Source organism: Pseudomonas sp. E6002, assembly GCF_013385565.1.
In the GTDB taxonomy this organism is placed as follows: Bacteria; Pseudomonadota; Gammaproteobacteria; order Pseudomonadales; family Pseudomonadaceae; genus Aquipseudomonas.
In genome coordinates, this window is sequence record NZ_JACAPT010000023.1 from 75781 (window position 1) to 94998 (window position 19218).

The 19218-nt window shown below is 62.1% G+C and carries 15 protein-coding genes and 1 pseudogene; 6 read left to right on the forward strand and 10 right to left on the reverse strand.

Annotation, left to right across the window (positions count from 1 at the left end; genetic code table 11):
• Nucleotides 1-289: 289 nt before the first annotated feature.
• The 4 genes from ccoP to ccoN are packed head-to-tail and all read right to left on the reverse strand — an operon-like array spanning nt 290 to nt 3487.
• Nucleotides 290-1237 carry a cytochrome-c oxidase, cbb3-type subunit III gene (gene ccoP / locus HX815_RS19020; RefSeq protein ID WP_003219014.1) on the reverse strand — a complete coding sequence of 316 codons (948 nt, stop codon included), beginning with the start codon at nt 1235-1237 and terminating at the stop codon, nt 290-292.
• Nucleotides 1234-1440: a cbb3-type cytochrome c oxidase subunit 3 gene (locus tag HX815_RS19025; RefSeq protein WP_003219012.1), complete on the reverse strand. Its 207-nt coding sequence runs from the start codon at nt 1438-1440 to the stop codon at nt 1234-1236. The genes ccoP and HX815_RS19025 overlap by 4 nt, the downstream gene beginning before the upstream one ends.
• A 3-nt stretch (nt 1441-1443) precedes the next feature.
• On the reverse strand, nt 1444-2052 hold the full coding sequence (gene ccoO, locus HX815_RS19030; RefSeq protein WP_003219010.1) for a cytochrome-c oxidase, cbb3-type subunit II: 609 nt from the start codon (nt 2050-2052) through the stop codon (nt 1444-1446).
• A gap of 10 nt (nt 2053-2062) precedes the next feature.
• On the reverse strand, nt 2063-3487 hold the full coding sequence (gene ccoN, locus HX815_RS19035; RefSeq protein ID WP_003219009.1) for a cytochrome-c oxidase, cbb3-type subunit I: 1425 nt from the start codon (nt 3485-3487) through the stop codon (nt 2063-2065).
• Nucleotides 3488-3566: 79 nt separating this feature from the next.
• On the opposite strand from ccoN, the gene HX815_RS19040 reads away from it, so the two are divergent.
• Nucleotides 3567-4256: an alpha/beta family hydrolase gene (locus tag HX815_RS19040; RefSeq protein WP_177028713.1), complete on the forward strand. Its 690-nt coding sequence runs from the start codon at nt 3567-3569 to the stop codon at nt 4254-4256.
• A gap of 81 nt (nt 4257-4337) precedes the next feature.
• On the opposite strand, the gene HX815_RS19045 is transcribed toward HX815_RS19040, so the two are convergent.
• The 3 genes from HX815_RS19045 to acnA all read right to left on the reverse strand — a co-directional run bounded on the left by HX815_RS19045 (nt 4338) and on the right by acnA (nt 9633).
• Nucleotides 4338-5903 carry a PAS domain-containing methyl-accepting chemotaxis protein gene (locus HX815_RS19045; protein ID WP_003219005.1) on the reverse strand — a complete coding sequence of 522 codons (1566 nt, stop codon included), beginning with the start codon at nt 5901-5903 and terminating at the stop codon, nt 4338-4340.
• A gap of 85 nt (nt 5904-5988) precedes the next feature.
• A complete protein-coding gene (locus HX815_RS19050) occupies nt 5989-6780 on the reverse strand; it encodes a CPBP family intramembrane glutamic endopeptidase (RefSeq protein ID WP_003219003.1) in 792 nt (263 codons plus the stop codon).
• 111 nt (nt 6781-6891) lie between these two features.
• A complete protein-coding gene (acnA, locus tag HX815_RS19055; RefSeq protein WP_177008122.1) occupies nt 6892-9633 on the reverse strand; it encodes an aconitate hydratase AcnA in 2742 nt (913 codons plus the stop codon).
• 191 nt (nt 9634-9824) lie between these two features.
• Between acnA and rlmM the strand changes: the two genes are divergently transcribed.
• On the forward strand, nt 9825-10898 hold the full coding sequence (rlmM, locus tag HX815_RS19060; protein ID WP_003219000.1) for a 23S rRNA (cytidine(2498)-2'-O)-methyltransferase RlmM: 1074 nt from the start codon (nt 9825-9827) through the stop codon (nt 10896-10898).
• Nucleotides 10899-11006: 108 nt separating this feature from the next.
• The gene (tusA, locus tag HX815_RS19065; RefSeq protein WP_003218998.1) at nt 11007-11258 is read left to right on the forward strand and encodes a sulfurtransferase TusA; all 252 of its coding nucleotides are present in this window, start codon (nt 11007-11009) and stop codon (nt 11256-11258) included.
• On the opposite strand, the gene HX815_RS19070 is transcribed toward tusA, so the two are convergent.
• Nucleotides 11255-12643 carry an MATE family efflux transporter gene (locus HX815_RS19070; protein WP_003218996.1) on the reverse strand — a complete coding sequence of 463 codons (1389 nt, stop codon included), beginning with the start codon at nt 12641-12643 and terminating at the stop codon, nt 11255-11257. The two genes, tusA and HX815_RS19070, sit on opposite strands and share 4 nt — an antisense overlap.
• 327 nt (nt 12644-12970) lie before the next feature.
• Between HX815_RS19070 and pdxB the strand changes: the two genes are divergently transcribed.
• Complete coding sequence (pdxB, locus tag HX815_RS19075) at nt 12971-14113, forward strand: 4-phosphoerythronate dehydrogenase PdxB (RefSeq protein WP_008437589.1); 1143 nt, start codon at nt 12971-12973, stop codon at nt 14111-14113.
• A 51-nt stretch (nt 14114-14164) separates the two neighbouring features.
• Here the strand turns inward: pdxB and HX815_RS19080 are convergent, their stop codons facing one another.
• Nucleotides 14165-14338, reverse strand: a complete 174-nt coding sequence (locus HX815_RS19080; protein WP_003218992.1) for a PA1571 family protein — start codon at nt 14336-14338, stop codon at nt 14165-14167.
• A gap of 216 nt (nt 14339-14554) precedes the next feature.
• Between HX815_RS19080 and HX815_RS19085 the strand changes: the two genes are divergently transcribed.
• Both HX815_RS19085 and HX815_RS19090 read left to right on the forward strand, forming a co-directional pair.
• Entirely contained in the window at nt 14555-16360 is a 1806-nt protein-coding gene (locus HX815_RS19085) for an ABC transporter transmembrane domain-containing protein (protein WP_177028714.1), read from the forward strand.
• A 71-nt stretch (nt 16361-16431) separates the two neighbouring features.
• A pseudogene (locus tag HX815_RS19090) lies at nt 16432-17196 on the forward strand (Fic family protein); the annotation flags it as partial.
• Between the two features lie 87 nt (nt 17197-17283).
• On the opposite strand, the gene HX815_RS19095 reads toward HX815_RS19090, so the two are convergent.
• Nucleotides 17284-19212, reverse strand: a complete 1929-nt coding sequence (locus tag HX815_RS19095) for a transglycosylase SLT domain-containing protein (RefSeq protein WP_008437594.1) — start codon at nt 19210-19212, stop codon at nt 17284-17286.
• Nucleotides 19213-19218: the final 6 nt, after the last annotated feature.

Genomic DNA, 19218 nt, shown 5'->3' on the forward strand with positions numbered 1-19218 from the left:
TTAAACGGGTCGAAGGTACTTGTAACTGAGTGTGTGTAAACAAGCAGCTCGGGTGACGAATGGCCAGTGGCACGACAGCCGGTAGGTACCAGCCTTTGCGCCTGTCATCGAGCAGAAATGTTTCAACCCATCGAGTGCAAGTCGGCCGTCGACCGGCCAATGCCAGTCCACTGTGCAAACAAGCGTAGACCCGAATGGCAGGAGGGGAAAGTCAGCGATCGGAAGGGTGCGACAATGGGTCGCAAAAAAGCCGCGCCTGAATCAGGCGCGGCTTTTGGGTGGTGCAGGATTACTCGGGTTGGCTGTCAGGCGTTGCGCCATCAGCATTGTGGGACAGGCTGTAAACATAGGCGGCCAGCAGGTGCACCTTGTCATTGCCTTGCAGTACTTCCTGCGCAGGCATCTGGCCCTGGCGGCCGTGGCGAATGGTCTGCTGCAACTGCGCCAGGCTGGTGCCGTAGATAAAGCCACCTGGCTGCGTCAGGTTCGGCGCGCCCATGGCTTCCACGCCATGGCCTTCCGGCCCGTGGCAGGCGACACAGGTGGTGCTGAATGCCACTTGGCCCGCGGCGACATCCGCGGTGCTGTCCGCCGGCAGCGGCAGGCCTGCCAATTCATGGCGCACATAGGCTGCGACGTTCTTCACACCGTCCTCACCCAGCACTTCACCCCAGGCCGGCATCGCGGCATGACGGCCATTCATGATGGTCATCTTGATTGCATCCGCCGAACCGCCCCAGCGCCAGATGTTGTCTGCAAGGTTCGGGAAGCCGTAGGCGCCCTTGGCGTCCGAGCCATGGCACACCGCGCAGTTGGAGGCGAACAGGCGGCCGCCCATTTTCAGCGCCTGTGGGTCCTTGGCGACTTCTTCCACCGGCATGGCCGCGAATTTGGCGAAGATCGGCCCGAATTTGGCGTCGGCCTTGGCCATCTCCTTGTCCCATTCCTTGGTCTGGGTCCAGCCATCTTCATAGCCCGGCAATACGCCTTTCCAGTTACCCAGGCCCGGGTAGAGGATCAGGTAGCCGACGGCAAACACCAGGGTGCCGGCGAACAGCATGAACCACCATTGTGGCAGCGGGTTGTCGTACTCCTCGATCCCGTCGAAGGCGTGGCCCATGGTCTGGTCCACGCTGCCCTTGGTCTCGCCCTTGCGGGTGCCGATCAACAGCCAGGTCAGGCCGATCAGGCTGCCGAGGGTCAGTACACAGATCCATGTACTCCAGAAGGTAGTCATGGCCGGTTGCTCCTTGTTGCAGGCTCTTCTTGAGCGTCGGGGGTTGGCGGTAGCGGTTCATCGGCAAACGGCAGCAGGCACGCCTCGGCGAACTCTGCGTTGCGCCGGGAGTTGAACACCCACAGCGACAGGCCGATGAAGGCGATGGCCACGACCAGCGTGCCAAGCCCGCGGATGGTTCCAGCGTCGAATTCAAATCCCATGGCTCACCTCTTGCTCTTGATGGCAGTGCCGAGCACTTGCAGGTACGAAACCAGCGCGTCCATCTCGGTCTTGCCCTTGAGGGAGGCCACGGCCCCGGCGATGTCGTCGTCGGTGTACGGCACGCCGAGGGTGCGCATCACCTTGAGCTTGGTCTCGGTGTGGCTGCTGTCGACCGGGGCGGTGACCAGCCATGGGTACGCCGGCATCTTCGATTCCGGTACCACGTTGCGCGGGTTGTACAAGTGCGCGCGGTGCCAGTCGTCCGAGTAGCGCGCGCCGACGCGGGCCAGGTCCGGCCCGGTGCGCTTGGAGCCCCACAGGAACGGGTGATCCCACACGCTTTCACCGGCCACCGAGTAGTGGCCATAACGCTCGGTTTCGGCGCGGAACGGGCGGATCATCTGCGAATGGCACTGTACGCAGCCTTCGCGGATATAGATGTCGCGACCTTCCAGTTGCAGCGCGGTGTAGGGCTTCATGCCTTCCACCGGCTTGTTGGTCACATCCTGGAAGAACAGCGGCACAATCTGGGTCAGGCCGCCGATACTCACGGCGAGCACCATCAGCAGCATCAGCAGGCCGACGTTCTTTTCAATGGTTTCGTGTTTCATCATCGACTCCTCAGGCCATCTGCGCCGCAGCGGCGACTTCGGCGGGTTGTGCCGAACGCACGGTGCGCCAAGTGTTGTAAGCCATCAGGAACATGCCGCTGAGGAAGATCGCCCCGCCCACCAGTCGCACGATGAAGCCTGGGTGGCTGGCCACCAGGGTTTCGACGAAGGAGTAGGTCAAGGTGCCGTCTTCGTTGACCGCACGCCACATCAGGCCCTGGGCGATGCCGTTGACCCACATCGAGGCGATGTAGAGCACGGTGCCGATGGTGGCCAGCCAGAAGTGCGCGTTGATCAGGCCGAGGCTGTACATCTGCTCGCGACCGAAGATTTTCGGGATCATGTGATACAGCGCGCCGATGGAGATCATCGCTACCCAACCCAGCGCCCCGGCGTGTACGTGGCCGATGGTCCAGTCGGTGTAGTGGGAGAGGGCGTTGACCGTCTTGATCGCCATCATCGGCCCTTCAAAGGTCGACATGCCGTAGAAGGCCAGGGAAACCACCAGGAATCGCAGGATCGGGTCGCTGCGCAACTTATGCCAGGCGCCCGACAGGGTCATCATCCCGTTGATCATCCCGCCCCAGCTCGGTGCCAGCAGTACCAGCGACATCACCATGCCCAGGGACTGTGCCCAGTCCGGCAGCGCGGTGTAGTGCAAGTGGTGCGGGCCGGCCCAGATGTACAGGGTGATCAGGGCCCAGAAGTGCACGATGGACAGGCGATAGGAATACACCGGACGTTCGGCCTGTTTCGGCACGAAGTAGTACATCATCCCGAGGAAGCCGGCGGTGAGGAAAAAGCCTACCGCGTTATGCCCGTACCACCACTGCACCATGGCATCCGTCGCACCGCCGTACAGCGAGTAGGACTTGGTCAGGCTGACCGGGATTTCCAGGTTGTTGACGATATGCAGGATGGCCACGGTGATGATGAACGCACCGAAGAACCAGTTACCGACGTAGATGTGCTTGGTGTTGCGCTTCATCACCGTGCCGAAGAACACGATGGCATAGGCCACCCAGACGATAGTGATCAGGATGTCGATCGGCCATTCCAGCTCGGCGTATTCCTTGGAGCTGGTGTAGCCCAGCGGCAAGGTGATCGCGGCCAGCACAATGACCAGCTGCCAGCCCCAGAAGCAGAACTGCGCGATCTTTGGCGCGAACAATTGGGTCTGGCAGGTGCGTTGCACCGAGTAGAAGGAGCTGGCAAACAGCGCGCAACCGCCAAAGGCAAAGATCACCGCGTTGGTGTGCAGCGGGCGCAAGCGGCCGAAACTGGTCCAGGGCAAATTGAAGTTGAGTTCGGGCCATACCAACTGGGCAGCGAGAAAAACCCCGAGCCCCATGCCGACGATGCCCCACACCACCGTCATAATGGCGAATTGGCGGACCACCTTGTAGTTATAGGCGGTACTTAAAGTAGTGTTCATGGTTCCCCATCCACGGTTCAACCCAAGCAAATGCGGCACTTGGGCTGGAGTTATAGGCAGACTAAAAAGCGAGGCAAGCATGGGCAAAGAGCACAAGGCCAGTATTGACGGGGATCAATGGGCGCAGTGTGTGCGGGAACGCGGCTGGTTGTGGAATGCCGCGACAGGGTCTATCGCGCGTACGCCCGCGACGCTGATCCTGGCCCACGGCGCGGGCGCGCCAATGGACTCGGGCTTTATGGAAGACATGGCTGCACGCCTTGCGGGGCATGGCGTGAACGTATTGCGCTTCGAGTTTCCGTACATGGCCCAGCGTCGTGTGGATGGCGGTAAACGTCCGCCGAACCCGGCGCCGAAACTGCTGGAATGCTGGCGTGAGGTGTATGCCGAGGTGCGACGTCATGTCGCTGGGAAACTGGCCGTTGGCGGCAAGTCCATGGGCGGGCGGATGGCCAGTTTGTTGGCGGATGAATTGGGTACGGACGCGCTGGTGTGCCTGGGTTATCCGTTCTATGCGGTGGGCAAGCCGGAGAAGCCACGGACCGAGCACCTGGCCGGGCTGAAGACGCCGACGTTGATTGTGCAGGGTGAGCGGGATGCACTGGGCAATCGGGCGGCGGTGGAGGGGTATGTGTTGTCGCCGAGCATCGAGGTGATGTGGCTGGTGGCGGGGGATCATGATTTGAAGCCGTTGAAGGCTTCGGGGTTCAGTCATGAGCAGCATTTGGAGGCTGCGGCGGTGAAGGTGGCCGGGTTTCTCGGCGCCTGATAGGGCCCTTTCGCGAGCAAGCCCGCTCCCACATTTGAAATGCATTCCAAATGTGGGAGCGGGCTTGCTCGCGAAAGCGGTTTACCGGTTAAACCGCTCTACCAGCGAATACTGAGTATTGGCGGTATGCGTCAGCTCTTCACTCAACTGCGCCGAATTCAACGCCTGTTCCGACGTCTGGTCCGCCAGCAGCGCAATGGTGCTGATATTACGGCTGATCTCTTCCGCCACCGAGCTCTGCTCTTCGGTCGCCGCCGCAATCTGCGCCGTCATATCAGTGATGTGCGCCACCGCCTCGCTGATCCCGATCAGCGCCTGATCCGCTTCCATCACCCGTGCCACACCTTCTTCCGCCTGGCGATGCCCGGCGTCCATGGTTTGTACGGCCGCGCTGGCGGTCTGTTGCAGCTTGGCGATCAGCGCATGAATCTGCCCGGTGGACTCGCTGGTGCGCTGGGCCAGTTGCCGCACTTCGTCGGCCACCACCGCAAAGCCGCGACCCATCTCCCCGGCACGGGCCGCTTCGATGGCCGCGTTCAGTGCCAGCAGGTTGGTCTGGTCGGCGATGCCCTTGATCACATCCACCACGCCACCGATTTCGTCACTGTCCTTGGCCAGTTGGGTCACGGTCACGCCGGTCTCGCCCACGGCCACCGACAGGCGCTGAATCGCCTCGCGGGTTTCGCCGGCGATATCACGGCCACGCCCGGTCAGGCGATTGGCTTCCTGGGTGGCATCGGCGGTGCGTTGCACATGGCTGGCGACTTCCTGAGTCGTCGCGGCCATCTGGTTGACCGCGGTGGCCACCTGTTCGGTTTCCACGCGCTGGCGTTCAAGACCGCTGGAGCTGTTATGCGCCAGGGTATTGGACTGCGCCGCCTGGGAGTTGAGGTGTTCAGCCGTGTCCTGCAAACGGGTAAGACACGTCTTCAGGCGCGCCTCCTGGCTGAGGATCGACATTTCCAGGCGCGCCTGGGCGCCGCGGCTGTCGGTGTACATCTGCGCGATCAGCGGGTCTGAGGTGGTCTGTTCGGCCAGGCGCAGCAAGCGCTTGAGCCCGCGTTGTTGCCAGCTCAGGCCCAACAGGCCCAGCGGTACCGACAGCGCCGCTGCCAGGGCAAAGCCCCAGTGGGAATTGAGCCAGACGCCAATCAGGAAGCTCAACTGGCTGACCAGGATAAACGGCAGCCAGTCCTGCAACACCGGCAGCCACTTGTCGCGGCGCGGGATGGCCGGCTTGCCCTGGTTGATGCGCTGGTAAAGCGCTTCGGCACGGCGGATCTGCTCGGCGGTGGGCTTGACCCGCACCGACTCGTAGCCGATCACCTGGTTGCCGTCGAAGACCGGTGTCACATAGGCGTTGACCCAATAGTGATCACCGCTCTTGCAGCGGTTCTTGACGATGCCCATCCATGGCAAGCCTTGTTTGAGCGTGGACCACATGTGTGCGAACACTGCCGCCGGCACATCCGGATGACGAACCAGGTTGTGCGGGGCACGCAGCAGTTCGTCATGGGAAAACCCACTGATCTCGACGAAGGCGTCGTTGCAGTAGGTGATCACGCCTTTGGCATCCGTGGTGGAGATCAACCGTTGCTGAGCGGGGAAGGTACGTTCGCGCTGGGTAACGGGTTGGTTATTACGCATGATTGTTCAATCCGCAAGGCTTTGACAGGTTGTCGACCGTCGCGGGGTTTTATTTAACTTATTTTTTGCAACAATCGGCGCAGCCTCAGCCCGCCAGCATCGGATAGGTAAACAACCCGAAATGCAGCAGGTTCAGCCCGAAGTGCGTAACGATCGCCGCGCCCAATCCGCCAAAGCGATACGCCAGGCCGTAGCCCAGGCCTGCGATGGTCGCCAGCAGGGTCCACTGCCAGCCTGCGCCCAGGTGTACCAGGCCGAACAGCAGGGCGGCCAACAGCAGGGCGAGGTTTTCACCATAGGGCAATTGCTTGAACCGTCGGCTCAGGCCGCCCTGGATATAACCGCGGAACAGCGCTTCCTCCACCAGGGTCACCAGCAGCAGGTTATTCAACACCCACAGCCAGGCCTGCTCCGGCCACTTCGGGGCCCAACTGATGACGCCCAGCAACGCAGCGCCGCCCAGGGCGGCAATCGCCGTCAGTGTCAACGCCAGGGCGGTGGCATAGATCGACAGGCGCAGGGACCGGCGCGCAACAATCCACGGGCAGGCCAGCAGCAGCCAGAAGCCAATCAGCGGCTTGTCCTGGTTCAGGTACATCGAGAAAGGCACGGCGTCGTCCGTAAAGCGCTGCGGCGCGATCCCGCGACCGTTGTAGAACCCGGGCAGCCAATGCATCGCCAGCCCCAGCGCCAGCACGATAAACAGCCCGTGGCCCAGATAGCGTACCCACGGGTTTCGCTGTTGCCGCACGGCAAACCCGGCCAACAGCAGCATGGCGACGGAAAGCGCCGCCATTAACCCCAATTGCCCGTAGCTCAAGGCAAGTACATAGCCGATGGAAAGAAGCGCCAGGTACAGCCATGGCAATGCAAGCATGGGGAATCCTTGTGACAGTCAAAATCTGAGGGCGGCAGTATACCGAGCGTCACCGACGGTAAAAATGAAAACACCGCCAGGGAAGGCGGTGTTTTGGGTAGCGCGTGTCAGTTACGAGGCAATCAACTGCCGCAACACGTAGTGCAGGATCCCGCCGGCCTTGAAGTACTCGACCTCATTGAGGGTGTCGATGCGGCACAGCACTTCGACCTTCTCGCTGCTGCCATCCTCACGGGTGATCACCAGCGTCAGGTTCATGCGTGGCTCGATCTCGGCGTGGGTCAGCCCGAGGATGTCGATCTTCTCCTTGCCGGTCAGCTTGAGTGCCTTGCGGTTCTGGTCCAGCTTGAACTGCAGGGGCAGCACGCCCATGCCCACCAGGTTGGAACGGTGAATCCGCTCGAAACTCTCGGCGATCACCGCCTTGACCCCCAGCAGGTTGGTGCCCTTGGCCGCCCAGTCACGGCTTGAGCCGGTGCCGTATTCCTGGCCGGCGATCACCACCAGCGGGGTGCCCGAGGCCTGGTATTTCATGGCGGCGTCATAGATCGGCATTTTCTCGCCGGTAGGGATGTAGATCGTATTGCCGCCTTCCTCGCCGCCGAGCATTTCGTTGCGGATGCGGATGTTGGCGAAGGTGCCGCGCATCATCACTTCATGGTTGCCGCGACGCGAGCCGTAGGAGTTGAAGTCCCGCGGTTCGACGCCTTGCTCGCGCAGGTATTTGCCGGCCGGGCTGTCGGTCTTGATGTTGCCGGCGGGGGAGATGTGGTCGGTGGTCACCGAGTCCCCCAGCAATGCCAGCACGTTGGCGCCCTTGACGTCTTCGATCACCGGCAGCGGGCCGCCGATGTCGTCGAAGAACGGTGGGTGCTGGATGTAGGTGGAGTCCTTCTGCCACACGTAGGTTGCAGCCTGCGGCACTTCAATGGCCTGCCACTGTTCATCACCGGCAAACACCTCGGCGTATTCCTTGTGGAACATCTGGGTGCTGACTTGCGCAACGGCGTCGGCGATTTCCTTGCTGCTGGGCCAGATGTCCCGCAGGTACACCGGTTTTCCGTCAGAGCCGGTGCCCAGTGGTTCGCTGCTGATGTCCATGCGCACGGTGCCGGCCAGGGCATAGGCCACCACGAGGGGCGGGGAGGCCAGCCAGTTGGTTTTCACCAGGGGATGCACCCGGCCTTCGAAGTTACGGTTGCCCGAGAGCACCGAGGCCACGGCCAGGTCGGCTTTCTGGATGGCTTTTTCGATCGGCTCGGGCAGCGGCCCGGAGTTGCCGATACAGGTGGTGCAGCCATAACCCACCAGGTCGAAGCCCAGCTTGTCGAGGTATTGGGTCAAGCCTGCCGCTTTGTAGTAATCAGTCACGACTTTGGAGCCCGGCGCCAGGGAGGTTTTCACCCAGGGCTTGCTCTTCAGTCCTTTCTCCACGGCCTTTTTCGCCACCAGTCCCGCCGCCATCATCACGCTCGGGTTGGAGGTGTTGGTGCACGAGGTAATGGCCGCGATCACCACCGCGCCGTTTTTCAGGCGATAGGTCTGGCCTTCGAAGTCGTAGTCGGCTTCACCGATCAGGTCGGCGTTGCCCACCGCAACACCGCCGCCGCCTTCGCTTTCCAGGCGGCCTTCTTCCTTGTTGGTGGGCTTGAATTGCAGGTCGAGGAAATCGCTGAAGGCCTGGCCGACGTTAGGCAGCGAGACACGGTCCTGCGGACGTTTCGGCCCGGCCAGGCTGGCTTCGACGCTGGCCATGTCCAGCGCCAGGCTGTCGGTAAAGATCGGCTCCTGACCTGCATTGCGCCACAGGCCCTGGGCCTTGGTGTAGGCCTCCACCAGTTTGACGGTTTCTGCAGGACGGCCCGACAGGCGCAGGTAGTCCAGGGTTACTTCATCCACCGGGAAGAAGCCACAGGTGGCGCCGTACTCCGGGGCCATGTTGGCAATGGTCGCGCGGTCGGCCAAAGGCAGGTCGGCCAGGCCGTCGCCATAGAACTCGACGAATTTGCCGACCACGCCCTTTTTACGCAGCATCTGGGTGACGGTCAGCACCAGGTCAGTGGCGGTGATGCCTTCTTTCAGCTTGCCAGTGAGCTTGAAGCCGATCACTTCCGGGATCAGCATCGACACCGGCTGCCCGAGCATCGCGGCTTCCGCTTCGATCCCGCCCACGCCCCAGCCCAATACGCCGAGGCCGTTGATCATGGTGGTGTGGGAGTCGGTGCCGACCAGGGTGTCGGGGAAGGCATAGGTGCGGCCGTCTTCATCCTTGGTCCACACGGTGCGGCCGAGGTATTCCAGGTTGACCTGGTGACAGATGCCGGTGCCCGGTGGCACTACGCTGAAGTTGTCGAAGGCGCTCTGGCCCCAGCGCAGGAAGGCGTAGCGTTCGCCGTTGCGCTGCATTTCGATGTCGACGTTTTCCTGGAAGGCGCCGGTGGTGGCGAACTTGTCGACCATCACCGAGTGGTCGATCACCAGGTCCACCGGTGACAGCGGGTTGATGCGTTGCGGGTCACCGCCGGCCTTGGCCACGGCGGCGCGCATGGCGGCCAGGTCGACCACGGCGGGCACGCCGGTAAAGTCTTGCATCAGCACACGGGCGGGGCGGTATTGGATCTCGCGGTCGGAGCGGCGCTCCTTGAGCCAGGCGGCAATGGCCTTGAGGTCGGCGCCGGTGACGGTCTTTTCGTCTTCCCAGCGCAGCAGGTTTTCCAGCAGCACCTTGAGGGACATCGGCAGCTTGTCCAGATCACCCAGGCTCTTGGCGGCTTCGGGCAGGCTGAAGTAGTGATAGGTCTTGTCGTCGATCTGTAAGGTTTTAAGGGTTCTCAGACTATCAAGGGATGACATTACATGACTCCTTATGGTCCGCACGGCTACGGACCTGACGGGACGAACAGAGCTTACAAATTAGCCCTGTTTTAAGTAGCTGGCTAATTACTGGACTCTATCAATAAGTCCAAGGTTCCGAACTCGGCTATCATGCGCGCGTTTTCATGACAGGCATTGCGCTATAGCAAGCCCGTGATCCAGGAGAGTTGATGAACACCCTTTTTATGCACTGCCGCCCGGGTTTTGAAGGCGAAGTCTGTTCCGAGATCGCGGAACACGCCGCACGCCTGAACGTTTCGGGCTATGCCAAGGCCAAGACCGGCAGCGCCTGCGCCGAATTTGTCTGCACCGAAGAAGACGGCGCCCAGCGCCTGATGCGCGGCCAACGCTTTGCCGAGCTGATCTTCCCGAGGCAGTGGGCGCGCGGGGTGTTCATCGACTTGCCGGAAACCGACCGTATCAGCGTGATCCTCGCGCACCTGCGGGATTTCCCGGTGTGCGGCAGCCTGTGGCTGGAAATGGTCGACACCAATGACGGCAAGGAGCTGTCGAACTTCTGCAAGAAATTCGAAGTTCACTTGCGCAAGGCGCTGATGGCCGCCGGCAAACTGGTGGAAGACGCCAGCAAGCCGCGCCTGCTGTTGACCTTCAAGAGCGGCCGCGAAGTGTTCATGGGCCTGGCCGAGTCAAACAACTCGGCCATGTGGCCGATGGGCATCCCGCGCCTCAAATTCCCGCGGGACGCGCCAAGCCGCTCGACCTTGAAGCTGGAAGAGGCCTGGCACCACTTTATCCCCCGTGATCAGTGGGACGAGCGCCTGCACAGCGACATGACCGGCGTCGACCTCGGCGCAGCGCCTGGCGGCTGGACCTGGCAACTGGTCAACCGCGGCATGCTGGTGACCGCCATCGACAACGGCCCGATGGCCGAAAGCCTGATGGACACCGGGCTGGTGCAGCACTTGATGGCCGACGGCTTCATCTACACCCCCAAGCAGCCGGTGGACTGGATGGTGTGCGACATCGTCGAGAAACCGGCGCGCAATGCGGCCCTGTTGGAAACCTGGATCGGCGAGGGACATTGCCGCGAAGCAGTGGTCAACCTGAAGTTGCCGATGAAGCAGCGTTATGCCGAAGTGAAGCGCCTGCTTGAACGCATCGCGGAAGGCTTCAAGGAACGTGGCATCCGGGTGGAGATCGGCTGCAAGCAGCTGTACCACGACCGTGAAGAAGTGACCTGCCATTTGCGCCGGTTGGATGTGAAGAAGCCAAAGGCCCGGTAAACGCTGCTCAATGTAGGAGCGAGCTTGCTCGCGAAAAAACCGAGGGCGCCGCTGGCTACCTGGCGCCCCGCGTTACCGTTAAAATGCCGGCCTGTTTAGGAGTAAACCATGAGCCTGACCCCTGATTTACCCGTCGATGCCGTCCTCGACGCCACCGGCCTCAACTGCCCGGAGCCAGTGATGATGCTGCACCAGCACATCCGCGACCTGGCGCCCGGTGGCTTGCTCAAGGTGATCGCGACCGATCCGTCGACCCGTCGCGACATCCCCAAGTTCTGCGTGTTTCTCGACCATGAACTGGTGGACCAGCAGGAGCAGGCCGGTACCTACCTATACTGGATCCGCAAGAAATCGGCTTAAGCCCGGCGAATCCGCTTGCGTGCGCTGCGCACCAGGCGGATCACCAACATCGCCGCGGCACAGCTCAGGCCCACGATCAGCCCCTGCCACAAGCCGCTCGGGCCTCGGGCCTGGCCCAGCCACTCGGTCAGCCCCAGCGCGTAGCCCACCGGCAAGCCCACGCCCCAATACGCAAACAACGTCAGCACCATGGTCACCCGAGTGTCCTGGTAACCACGTAGTGCGCCGGCGGCCGTGACCTGGATCGCGTCCGAGAACTGAAACAGCGCCGCAAACACAATCAGCATCGCCGCCACCTGGATCACCAGCGGGTCCTGGGTGTAGATGGTGGCAATCTGTTCGCGAAACAGCAGCATCAGGCTGCAGGACAGGCAGGCATACACCAGCGCGGTGCCCATTCCGACACCTGCGGCAAAGCGCGCCTCACGGGGTTCGCCACGGCCCAGGGCCTGGCCCACGCGCACGGTGACCGCCATGCTCAGGGAGTAGGGGATCATGAACACCAGTGAGCTGAAGTTCAGCGCGATCTGGTGTCCGGCCACCACCGTGGCACCGAGGCTGCCGATCAGCAGCGCGATCACCGCAAAAATGCTCGACTCGGCAAACACCGCGATCCCGATGGGCAAGCCAATGCTCAACACACGCTTGATCACCGACCATTGCGGCCAGTCAAAGCGCTTGAACAGCTCGCTGCTCTGATACACCGGTGCCCAGCGGGTCCAGGCGGCCAGGCCGAGCATCATCACCCACATCACGATCGCCGTGGCCCAGCCGCAACCGATGCCGCCCATGGCCGGCACGCCGAAGTGGCCGTAGATAAACACATAGTTCAGCGGAATATTCAGCGCCAGCCCGCACAGGCCCATGACCATGCTCGGCCGCGTTCGCCCCAGCCCGTCGCTGAAGCAGCGCAGCACGTAATACAACGCAATGGCCGGCATGCCCGAAGCGATGCCGTGCAGGTAGCCCATGCAGGGCTTGATCAACTCGGGATCGACCTTCATCAGGTGCAGGATCGGTTCGGCGCTGATCAGCAACAGCAGCGCGGTAATTCCCACCACCAGTGCCAGCCACATCGACTGGCGCACCAGCGGGCCGATTTCACCGTGGGTGCCGGCGCCAAAGCGCTGGGCGACTTTCGGCGTGGTGGCCAACAGGGTGCCGGTCATCAGCAGGTACACCGGGATCCAGATGGAGTTGCCCAGGGCGACCGCCGCCAGGTCTCGGGAGCTGACACGCCCGGCCATCACGGCATCGACGAACCCCATGGCGGTGGTCGCCAGTTGCCCGATCATGATCGGCAGCGCCAGGGCCAGCAGGTTGCGCACTTCAAGGCTGACGCGGGCGGGGCGAGAAAGGGCGGTGGTGGTTGTGGCAGTGTTCACGTACAGATGTCCGATAGGGGGAGCGCAGGACGGCGCATTCTACGCCTTGACGTGTTGGTCAGGAAAAAACCTGTGTTGTGGATTTGTAAACACATCCCCGCGCAAATGCAGCGTTTTGTGGCGAGGGCGCTTGCTGTGGTGAGGGAGCTTGCTGTGGCGAGGGAGCTTGCTCCCGCTGGGCTGCGCAGCAGCCCCATAACGGGCAACCGATGTGTACCTGAAAAAACACGGTGCTGCATTTGGGAGCGCTGCGCACTCCAGCGGGAGCAAGCTCCCTCGCCACAAGGAAAACCGCTGTACACTGCTGATCCGTGAAAGGAGCCTGCCATGCTGATTGTTGCCGACGAAAATATCCCGCTGCTCGATGCATTCTTTGAAGGATTCGGCGAGATTCGCCGGGTTCCGGGCCGGTCCATTGACCGCGCGACGATCGAGCAGGCCGATGTGCTGCTGGTGCGTTCAGTGACCAACGTCAACCGGGCGTTGCTCGAAGGCACGCCGGTGCGGTTTGTCGGCACCTGCACCATCGGCACTGATCACCTCGACCTCGATTACTTCCAGCGCGCCGGCATCCAGTGGTCCAGCGCCCCCGGCTGCAATGCCCGTGGCGTGGTCGACTATGTACTGGGCAGCCTGCTGACCCTGGCCGAGATCGAAGGCGCCGACCTGGCCCAGCGCACCTACGGTGTGGTGGGGGCCGGTGAAGTCGGCGGGCGTCTGGTCAAGGTGCTCAAGGCGTTGGGCTGGAACGTGCTGGTGTGCGACCCGCCCCGGCAGATCGCCGAGGACGGTGATTACGTCAGCCTGGAGCAGATCGTCGAGCAGTGCGATGTGATCAGTCTGCACACGCCGCTGAACAAATCCGGCAACGGCTCCACCTGGCACTTGTTCGACCGCGAGCGCCTCAACCAGCTGAAGCCCGGTGCCTGGCTGATCAACGCCAGCCGCGGCCCGGTGGTGGACAACGCCGCCCTCAAGGAGGTGCTGCTGGAGCGCGAAGACCTGCAGGCCGTGCTGGATGTGTGGGAAGGCGAGCCGCAGGTGGACGTCGACCTGGCCGACCTGTGTGTGCTGGCCACCCCGCATATCGCCGGCTACAGCCTGGACGGCAAGCAGCGCGGCACGGCGCAGATCTATCAGGCGTTTTGCCGGCATCTTGGTCAGGACCCGACGATTCAATTGAGCGACTTGCTGCCGGAGCCGTGGCTGGCCGAAGTCAGCCTCAATGCCAATACCGATCCGGCCTGGGCCCTGGCGACCCTGTGCCGCAGCGTGTACGACCCGCGCCGTGATGACGCGGATTTCCGCCGCAGCCTGGTAGGCACAGTGGATGAGCAGCGCAAGGCCTTCGACCTATTGCGCAAGCACTACCCCGAGCGGCGTGAGATTGACGGCTTGAAAGTGCGGATCAACGGCGAGTCTGCCGCCTTGTCGAGCATCGTGGCAGCATTGGGCGCACAGGCAATCTGAAGGCACAAAAAACCCGGCCATCAAGGCCGGGTTTAAGAGAGCGTGGGCGAATCAGCCTCGCTTGGCAGGCTTGACCAATTTCTGTTCCAGTTCGGCGCACGCGCTCTGGATCATTTCTTCGGTGATTTGCACTTCGCGGCCCTGAGCGTCGATATACGAGCAAGGCAATTGCTGCGGTTGGCGGATCACTTGAATTTTGGCGTTGCTGCTGTTTTGCAAGGACATGGCCCGTCTCCTCATCAGGTTGTGTACCTACTTTAAAACCCCCGCGTGACCGCGTTGTTACAACTCCTTGCGCGGCCCGCAGATCGAATGCCCAGTCCAGCAGAAACCGATACAAATTTCCAGCCGGTCCTTAGACCGATAGCCTCTAGGGCCTAGGTTCGGTGAGCATAATTAACCTGACTCATTGTGATTCGCTCAAGTTCCCCCCATGTAGCTATGCAGGTTCCCGTCTCCAACCTTCAGGTGAAACCCTCCATGCTCTCAGCCCGTCAACGCCGCGCGATTCGCCTGGCCAGTCGCTTCGTCGCTCCCTACCGCTGGCAGGCCCTGGGCGCCTTGTTGGCGCTGATCGTCACCGCCGGCATTACCTTGTCCATGGGCCAGGGTATTCGCCTGCTGGTGGACCAGGGGTTCATGACCCAGTCGCCGCACCTGCTCAACCAATCCATCGGTCTGTTCATGATCCTGGTGCTGGGCCTGGCGGTGGGCACCTTTGCGCGGTTTTACCTGGTGTCGTGGATCGGCGAGCGGGTGGTGGCGGACATCCGGCGGCAGGTGTTCAACCACTTGATCTACCTGCATCCGGGCTTCTACGAAAACAATCGCAGCTCGGAAATCCAGTCCCGGCTGACCACCGACACCACCTTGCTGCAATCGGTGATCGGCTCCTCGCTGTCGCTATTCCTGCGCAACGCCTTGATGGTGATCGGCGGGATCGTGCTGCTGTTTGTCACCAACCCCAAGCTCACCAGCATCGTCGTGATAGCGCTGCCACTGGTGCTGGCGCCGATCCTGATCTTCGGCCGCCGGGTGCGCAGCCTGTCGCGCCAGAGCCAGGATCGCATCGCCGATGTCGGCAGCTATGTGTCCGAGACCCTCGGCCAGATCAAGACCGTGCAGGCCTACAACCACCAGGTCCAGGACGAACAGCGCTTCGCGCTGACGGTGGAAGAGGCGTTCACCACCGCCCGCAAACGCATCGTGCAGCGCGCCTGGCTGATTACCCTGGTGATCATGCTGGTGCTGGGCGCCGTGGGCGTGATGCTCTGGGTCGGCGGCATGGACGTGATCGGCGGGCGCATTTCCGGTGGTGAGCTGGCGGCGTTCGTGTTCTACAGCCTGATCGTCGGCAGTGCCGTCGGTACCTTGAGTGAAGTGTTGGGCGAGTTGCAGCGCGCCGCCGGTGCGGCGGAGCGGATTGGCGAATTGCTGCAGTCGAGCAATGAGATCAAGGCGCCCGAAGCCAACGTGATCAAGTTGCCGGAGCGGGTCAGCGGCCGCCTGGAAATCCAGGATTTGCGCTTCTCCTATCCGTCGCGCCCGGATCGTTTTGCTATCGACGGCTTGAGCCTGAGCATCAATGCAGGCGAAACCCTGGCCCTGGTCGGTCCGTCCGGTGCGGGTAAATCGACGATGTTCGATCTGTTGCTGCGTTTCTACGATCCCCAGCAAGGCCGCATCCTGCTTGAAGGCCACCCGCTGACCGAGCTGGATCCGCTGGACCTGCGCCGCTGTTTCGCCCTGGTGTCCCAGAGCCCGGCGCTGTTTTTCGGCAGCGTTGAGGAGAACATCCGCTACGGCAATCCGACGGCCACCTTTGCCCAGGTCGAGGAGGCGGCGCGCATCGCCCACGCTCACGACTTCATTTTGCAAATGCCCGACGGCTACCAGACCCACCTGGGCGACGGCGGCATGGGCCTCTCCGGCGGCCAGCGCCAACGCCTGGCCATCGCCCGGGCCTTGTTGGTGGATGCACCGATCCTGCTGCTGGACGAAGCCACCAGCGCGCTGGACGCCCAGAGCGAACACCTGATCCAGCAGGCGCTGCCGCAGTTGATGGAAGGGCGCACCACCCTGGTCATAGCCCACCGGCTGGCCACCGTGAAGAATGCCGACCGGATTGCCGTGATGGACCAGGGCAAGCTGGTGGCGGTGGGGACGCATCAGCAACTGATCGCCAGCAATCCGCTGTATGCACGGCTGGCGGCGTTGCAGTTCAGTGATGGCACTGACGTTGATTGAGGCATTAAGGCTGTGGTGCGACCGTCCCTTAGGGCATTATGTTGGCTTTCGTTACAGACTTGGATGAGGATATGAGCCGTTATCAACCTCCGTTGACCCTGACTGCCAAGATGTTGAGTCTGGTTGCTGATATCAGTGAGCAGATTGGTCAGCTTTCAGCTGGCGACGACAACCGGCAGACTCCGCAATTGAGGCGTGGCAACCGGATTCGTACGATTCAGGCTTCGCTGGCCATCGAGAACAATACCCTGAGTGTCGAACAGGTGACCGCTGTGCTGGAAGGCAAGCGTGTGCTGGGCTTGCCCCGGGAGATTCAGGAAGTACGCAACGCTTTTTCCGCTTACGAGTCTATGCCGCAGTGGGCACCGGGCGAACGTGCGGACCTGCTGCGTGCCCATGAGTTATTGATGTATGGATTGATCGACGATGCGGGTCGGTTTCGTCAGGCGGGCGTAGGGATCTATCGGGGCGAACAGTTGGTGCACATGGCGCCGCCGGCGAGCCGTGTTACGCATTTGGTTGATGATTTGCTGAAGTGGCAGTCCGCCTCTGACTGGCATCCACTGATCGTCAGTTGCGTCTTTCACTACGAATTCGAGTTTATCCATCCTTTTGCCGATGGAAACGGGCGCATGGGCCGCTTATGGCAAACCCTGATTCTCAGTCAGTGGCGCCCGGTGCTGGCTTACTTGCCGGTAGAGGCGGTGATTCGCGAGCAGCAGGACGCTTATTACGCCGCATTGTCGGCGGCGGACCAGCAGGCAGAGGCAACTCCCTTTGTCGAGTTCATGCTGCAAGCCTTGAACCTTGCGCTGGCAGAAGCGGTGCAAAGCGAGTCCCCGGCAGTGCCATAAAAAAGCCCGCATCTTTCAATGCGGGCACTTTTCTTTCAGCTTCAAGCTTGTTGCTTGCAGCTGCACCCCTTACTGATCATCAAAATACCGCTCATGCCAATCCACCAGCGGCTGCGGTGCATTGAGCTTCTGCCCGTAGATCACCGAATAAGACAGCACGTTCTGCACATACTGGCGGGTTTCGTCGAACGGGATGCTTTCCACCCACACATCGAAACTCAGGTGATCGGCGCCGCGCAGCCATTGGCGTACACGGCCCGGGCCGGCGTTGTAGGCAGCGGTGGCGAGCACGCGGTTGCCGTTGAACTGGGCGTGGACCTGGCTCAGGTAGGCGGCGCCGAGCTGGATGTTCTTGTCCGGGTCGAGCACCTGCTGCTGCGAAGCCAGCGGGATGCTGAACTTTCGCGCAGTCTCCTTGGCGGTACCGGGCATCAGTTGCATCAGGCCGGTGGCGCCGACGCCGGAGCGCGCGTCGTCCATGAAGGCGCTTTCCTGGCGGGTGATCGCAAATACCCAGCTGGAATGCACGCCGCGGACCTTGGCTTCGCGCACCAGGGTGTCGCGGTGGGCCATCGGGAAGCGGATGTCCAGGTCGTCCCAGTACTGCGCCTGGCTGATGGTGCGGATCGCCGGGAAGTACCACTTCATGTCATAGGCCAGCTTGGCCTGGGCGACCATTTCGTCGCGGTTGAAATGCCGGCTGACGTGGTACCACTCGCGGCGGCCATCAACGATCTGGCCACGGGCGTAGAACTCCAGGGCGCGGCGCACGCCCGGTGTGTTGCGTACCTTGTTCATCAGCGCCTGGCTCATCACTAGTGGCTTGTTGTTCAGTTGGTACGGGGACTGGGAGCGATCCGCCGCCAGGAAGCCGTAAAAGTCGCGCTCCTTGGCCAGGCCCTTGTACATCACCAGGGCTTGCGGGTTCTTCGGCTCTGCCAGTTCCAGGCTGCGGGCCTGCCAGTAGCGCCAGCGGTTGGTGGTGGCCAAATCCTGGGGCAGCTTGCGGGTCAACTGGTAGGCGTCTTCCCAGCGGGCCAGGCGCAACAGCAGGCGCAGGCGCCATTCGGAAACGGTGTTGTCCCGCAGTTCCGGATCGTATTTGGTCATCACGTCGAGGGCGCGCGGGTCGTAGCGACGCGCCAGGGTCAGGCCGATTTCCCGGGCGATCGACACTTTTTCGTCACGAGAGAAGTGCATGCTGCTGGCATAACCGTCGAGCAGGGCCATGGCCTTGTCCGGGTCCTGGCGTGCCAGGCGGCGCAGGCCCAGGCCTACGGCATCGGACATGGCTTCGTTGGCCGGCAGGAAGCGCGATGGGTCGCCGAGCATGTCGGGCTTCTGCGCCACGTCCACCATCAGGCGGCCCTGGGCGCCGAGGGTCGGCAGGGTCTTCACCAGGCTGTTGGCCAACGGATAGTTGCGGGCTTCGGCGGCCAGCTTGGCGCGGTCCCATATCTTCTGTTCGGTCAGTTGGCCGTCGGCGGCCCACTGGCCAAAGGTGGCATCACAGGCCGCAGGCTGGGATTTACCGGTCAGCCACAGCTTCTCGGTGGTTTTATAACCTTCGGCTTTTTGGTTGTGGGTCAGCTGGAATTGGCCATGGAGGCAGTCCAGTTCGACGAAATTGAGTTTGGCGTCGTAGTACTTTTCAAAGGTTTGCCAGTCGCCACGGTCGGCCAGCCAGCGCAACCAGCGCAGTTTCATCCAGTTGGCCTGGGGCAGGTCGCCGTTCTTGGCGAGGAATTGTTCGATCTCCTCGTTGCTGGCGGTTTTCAGCCGCGCGGTCAGCTCGTCGTAGGCGAGGTACGGCGTCAACGGGTAGTCGGCCAGGGCCTGGCTGTATTGGAAATACGGGCCGCTGTCGCCTTTGGCGAGGGCTCGTTTGGCTTCATCGTAATATTGACGTTGGGTGGTGAGGTCCACGGCCTGGGCAGATTGAACGGCGGTGGCAGAAAGAAGCAGACAAGATAAAAAGCTGAAAAGGCGACTGCGCATGAGACG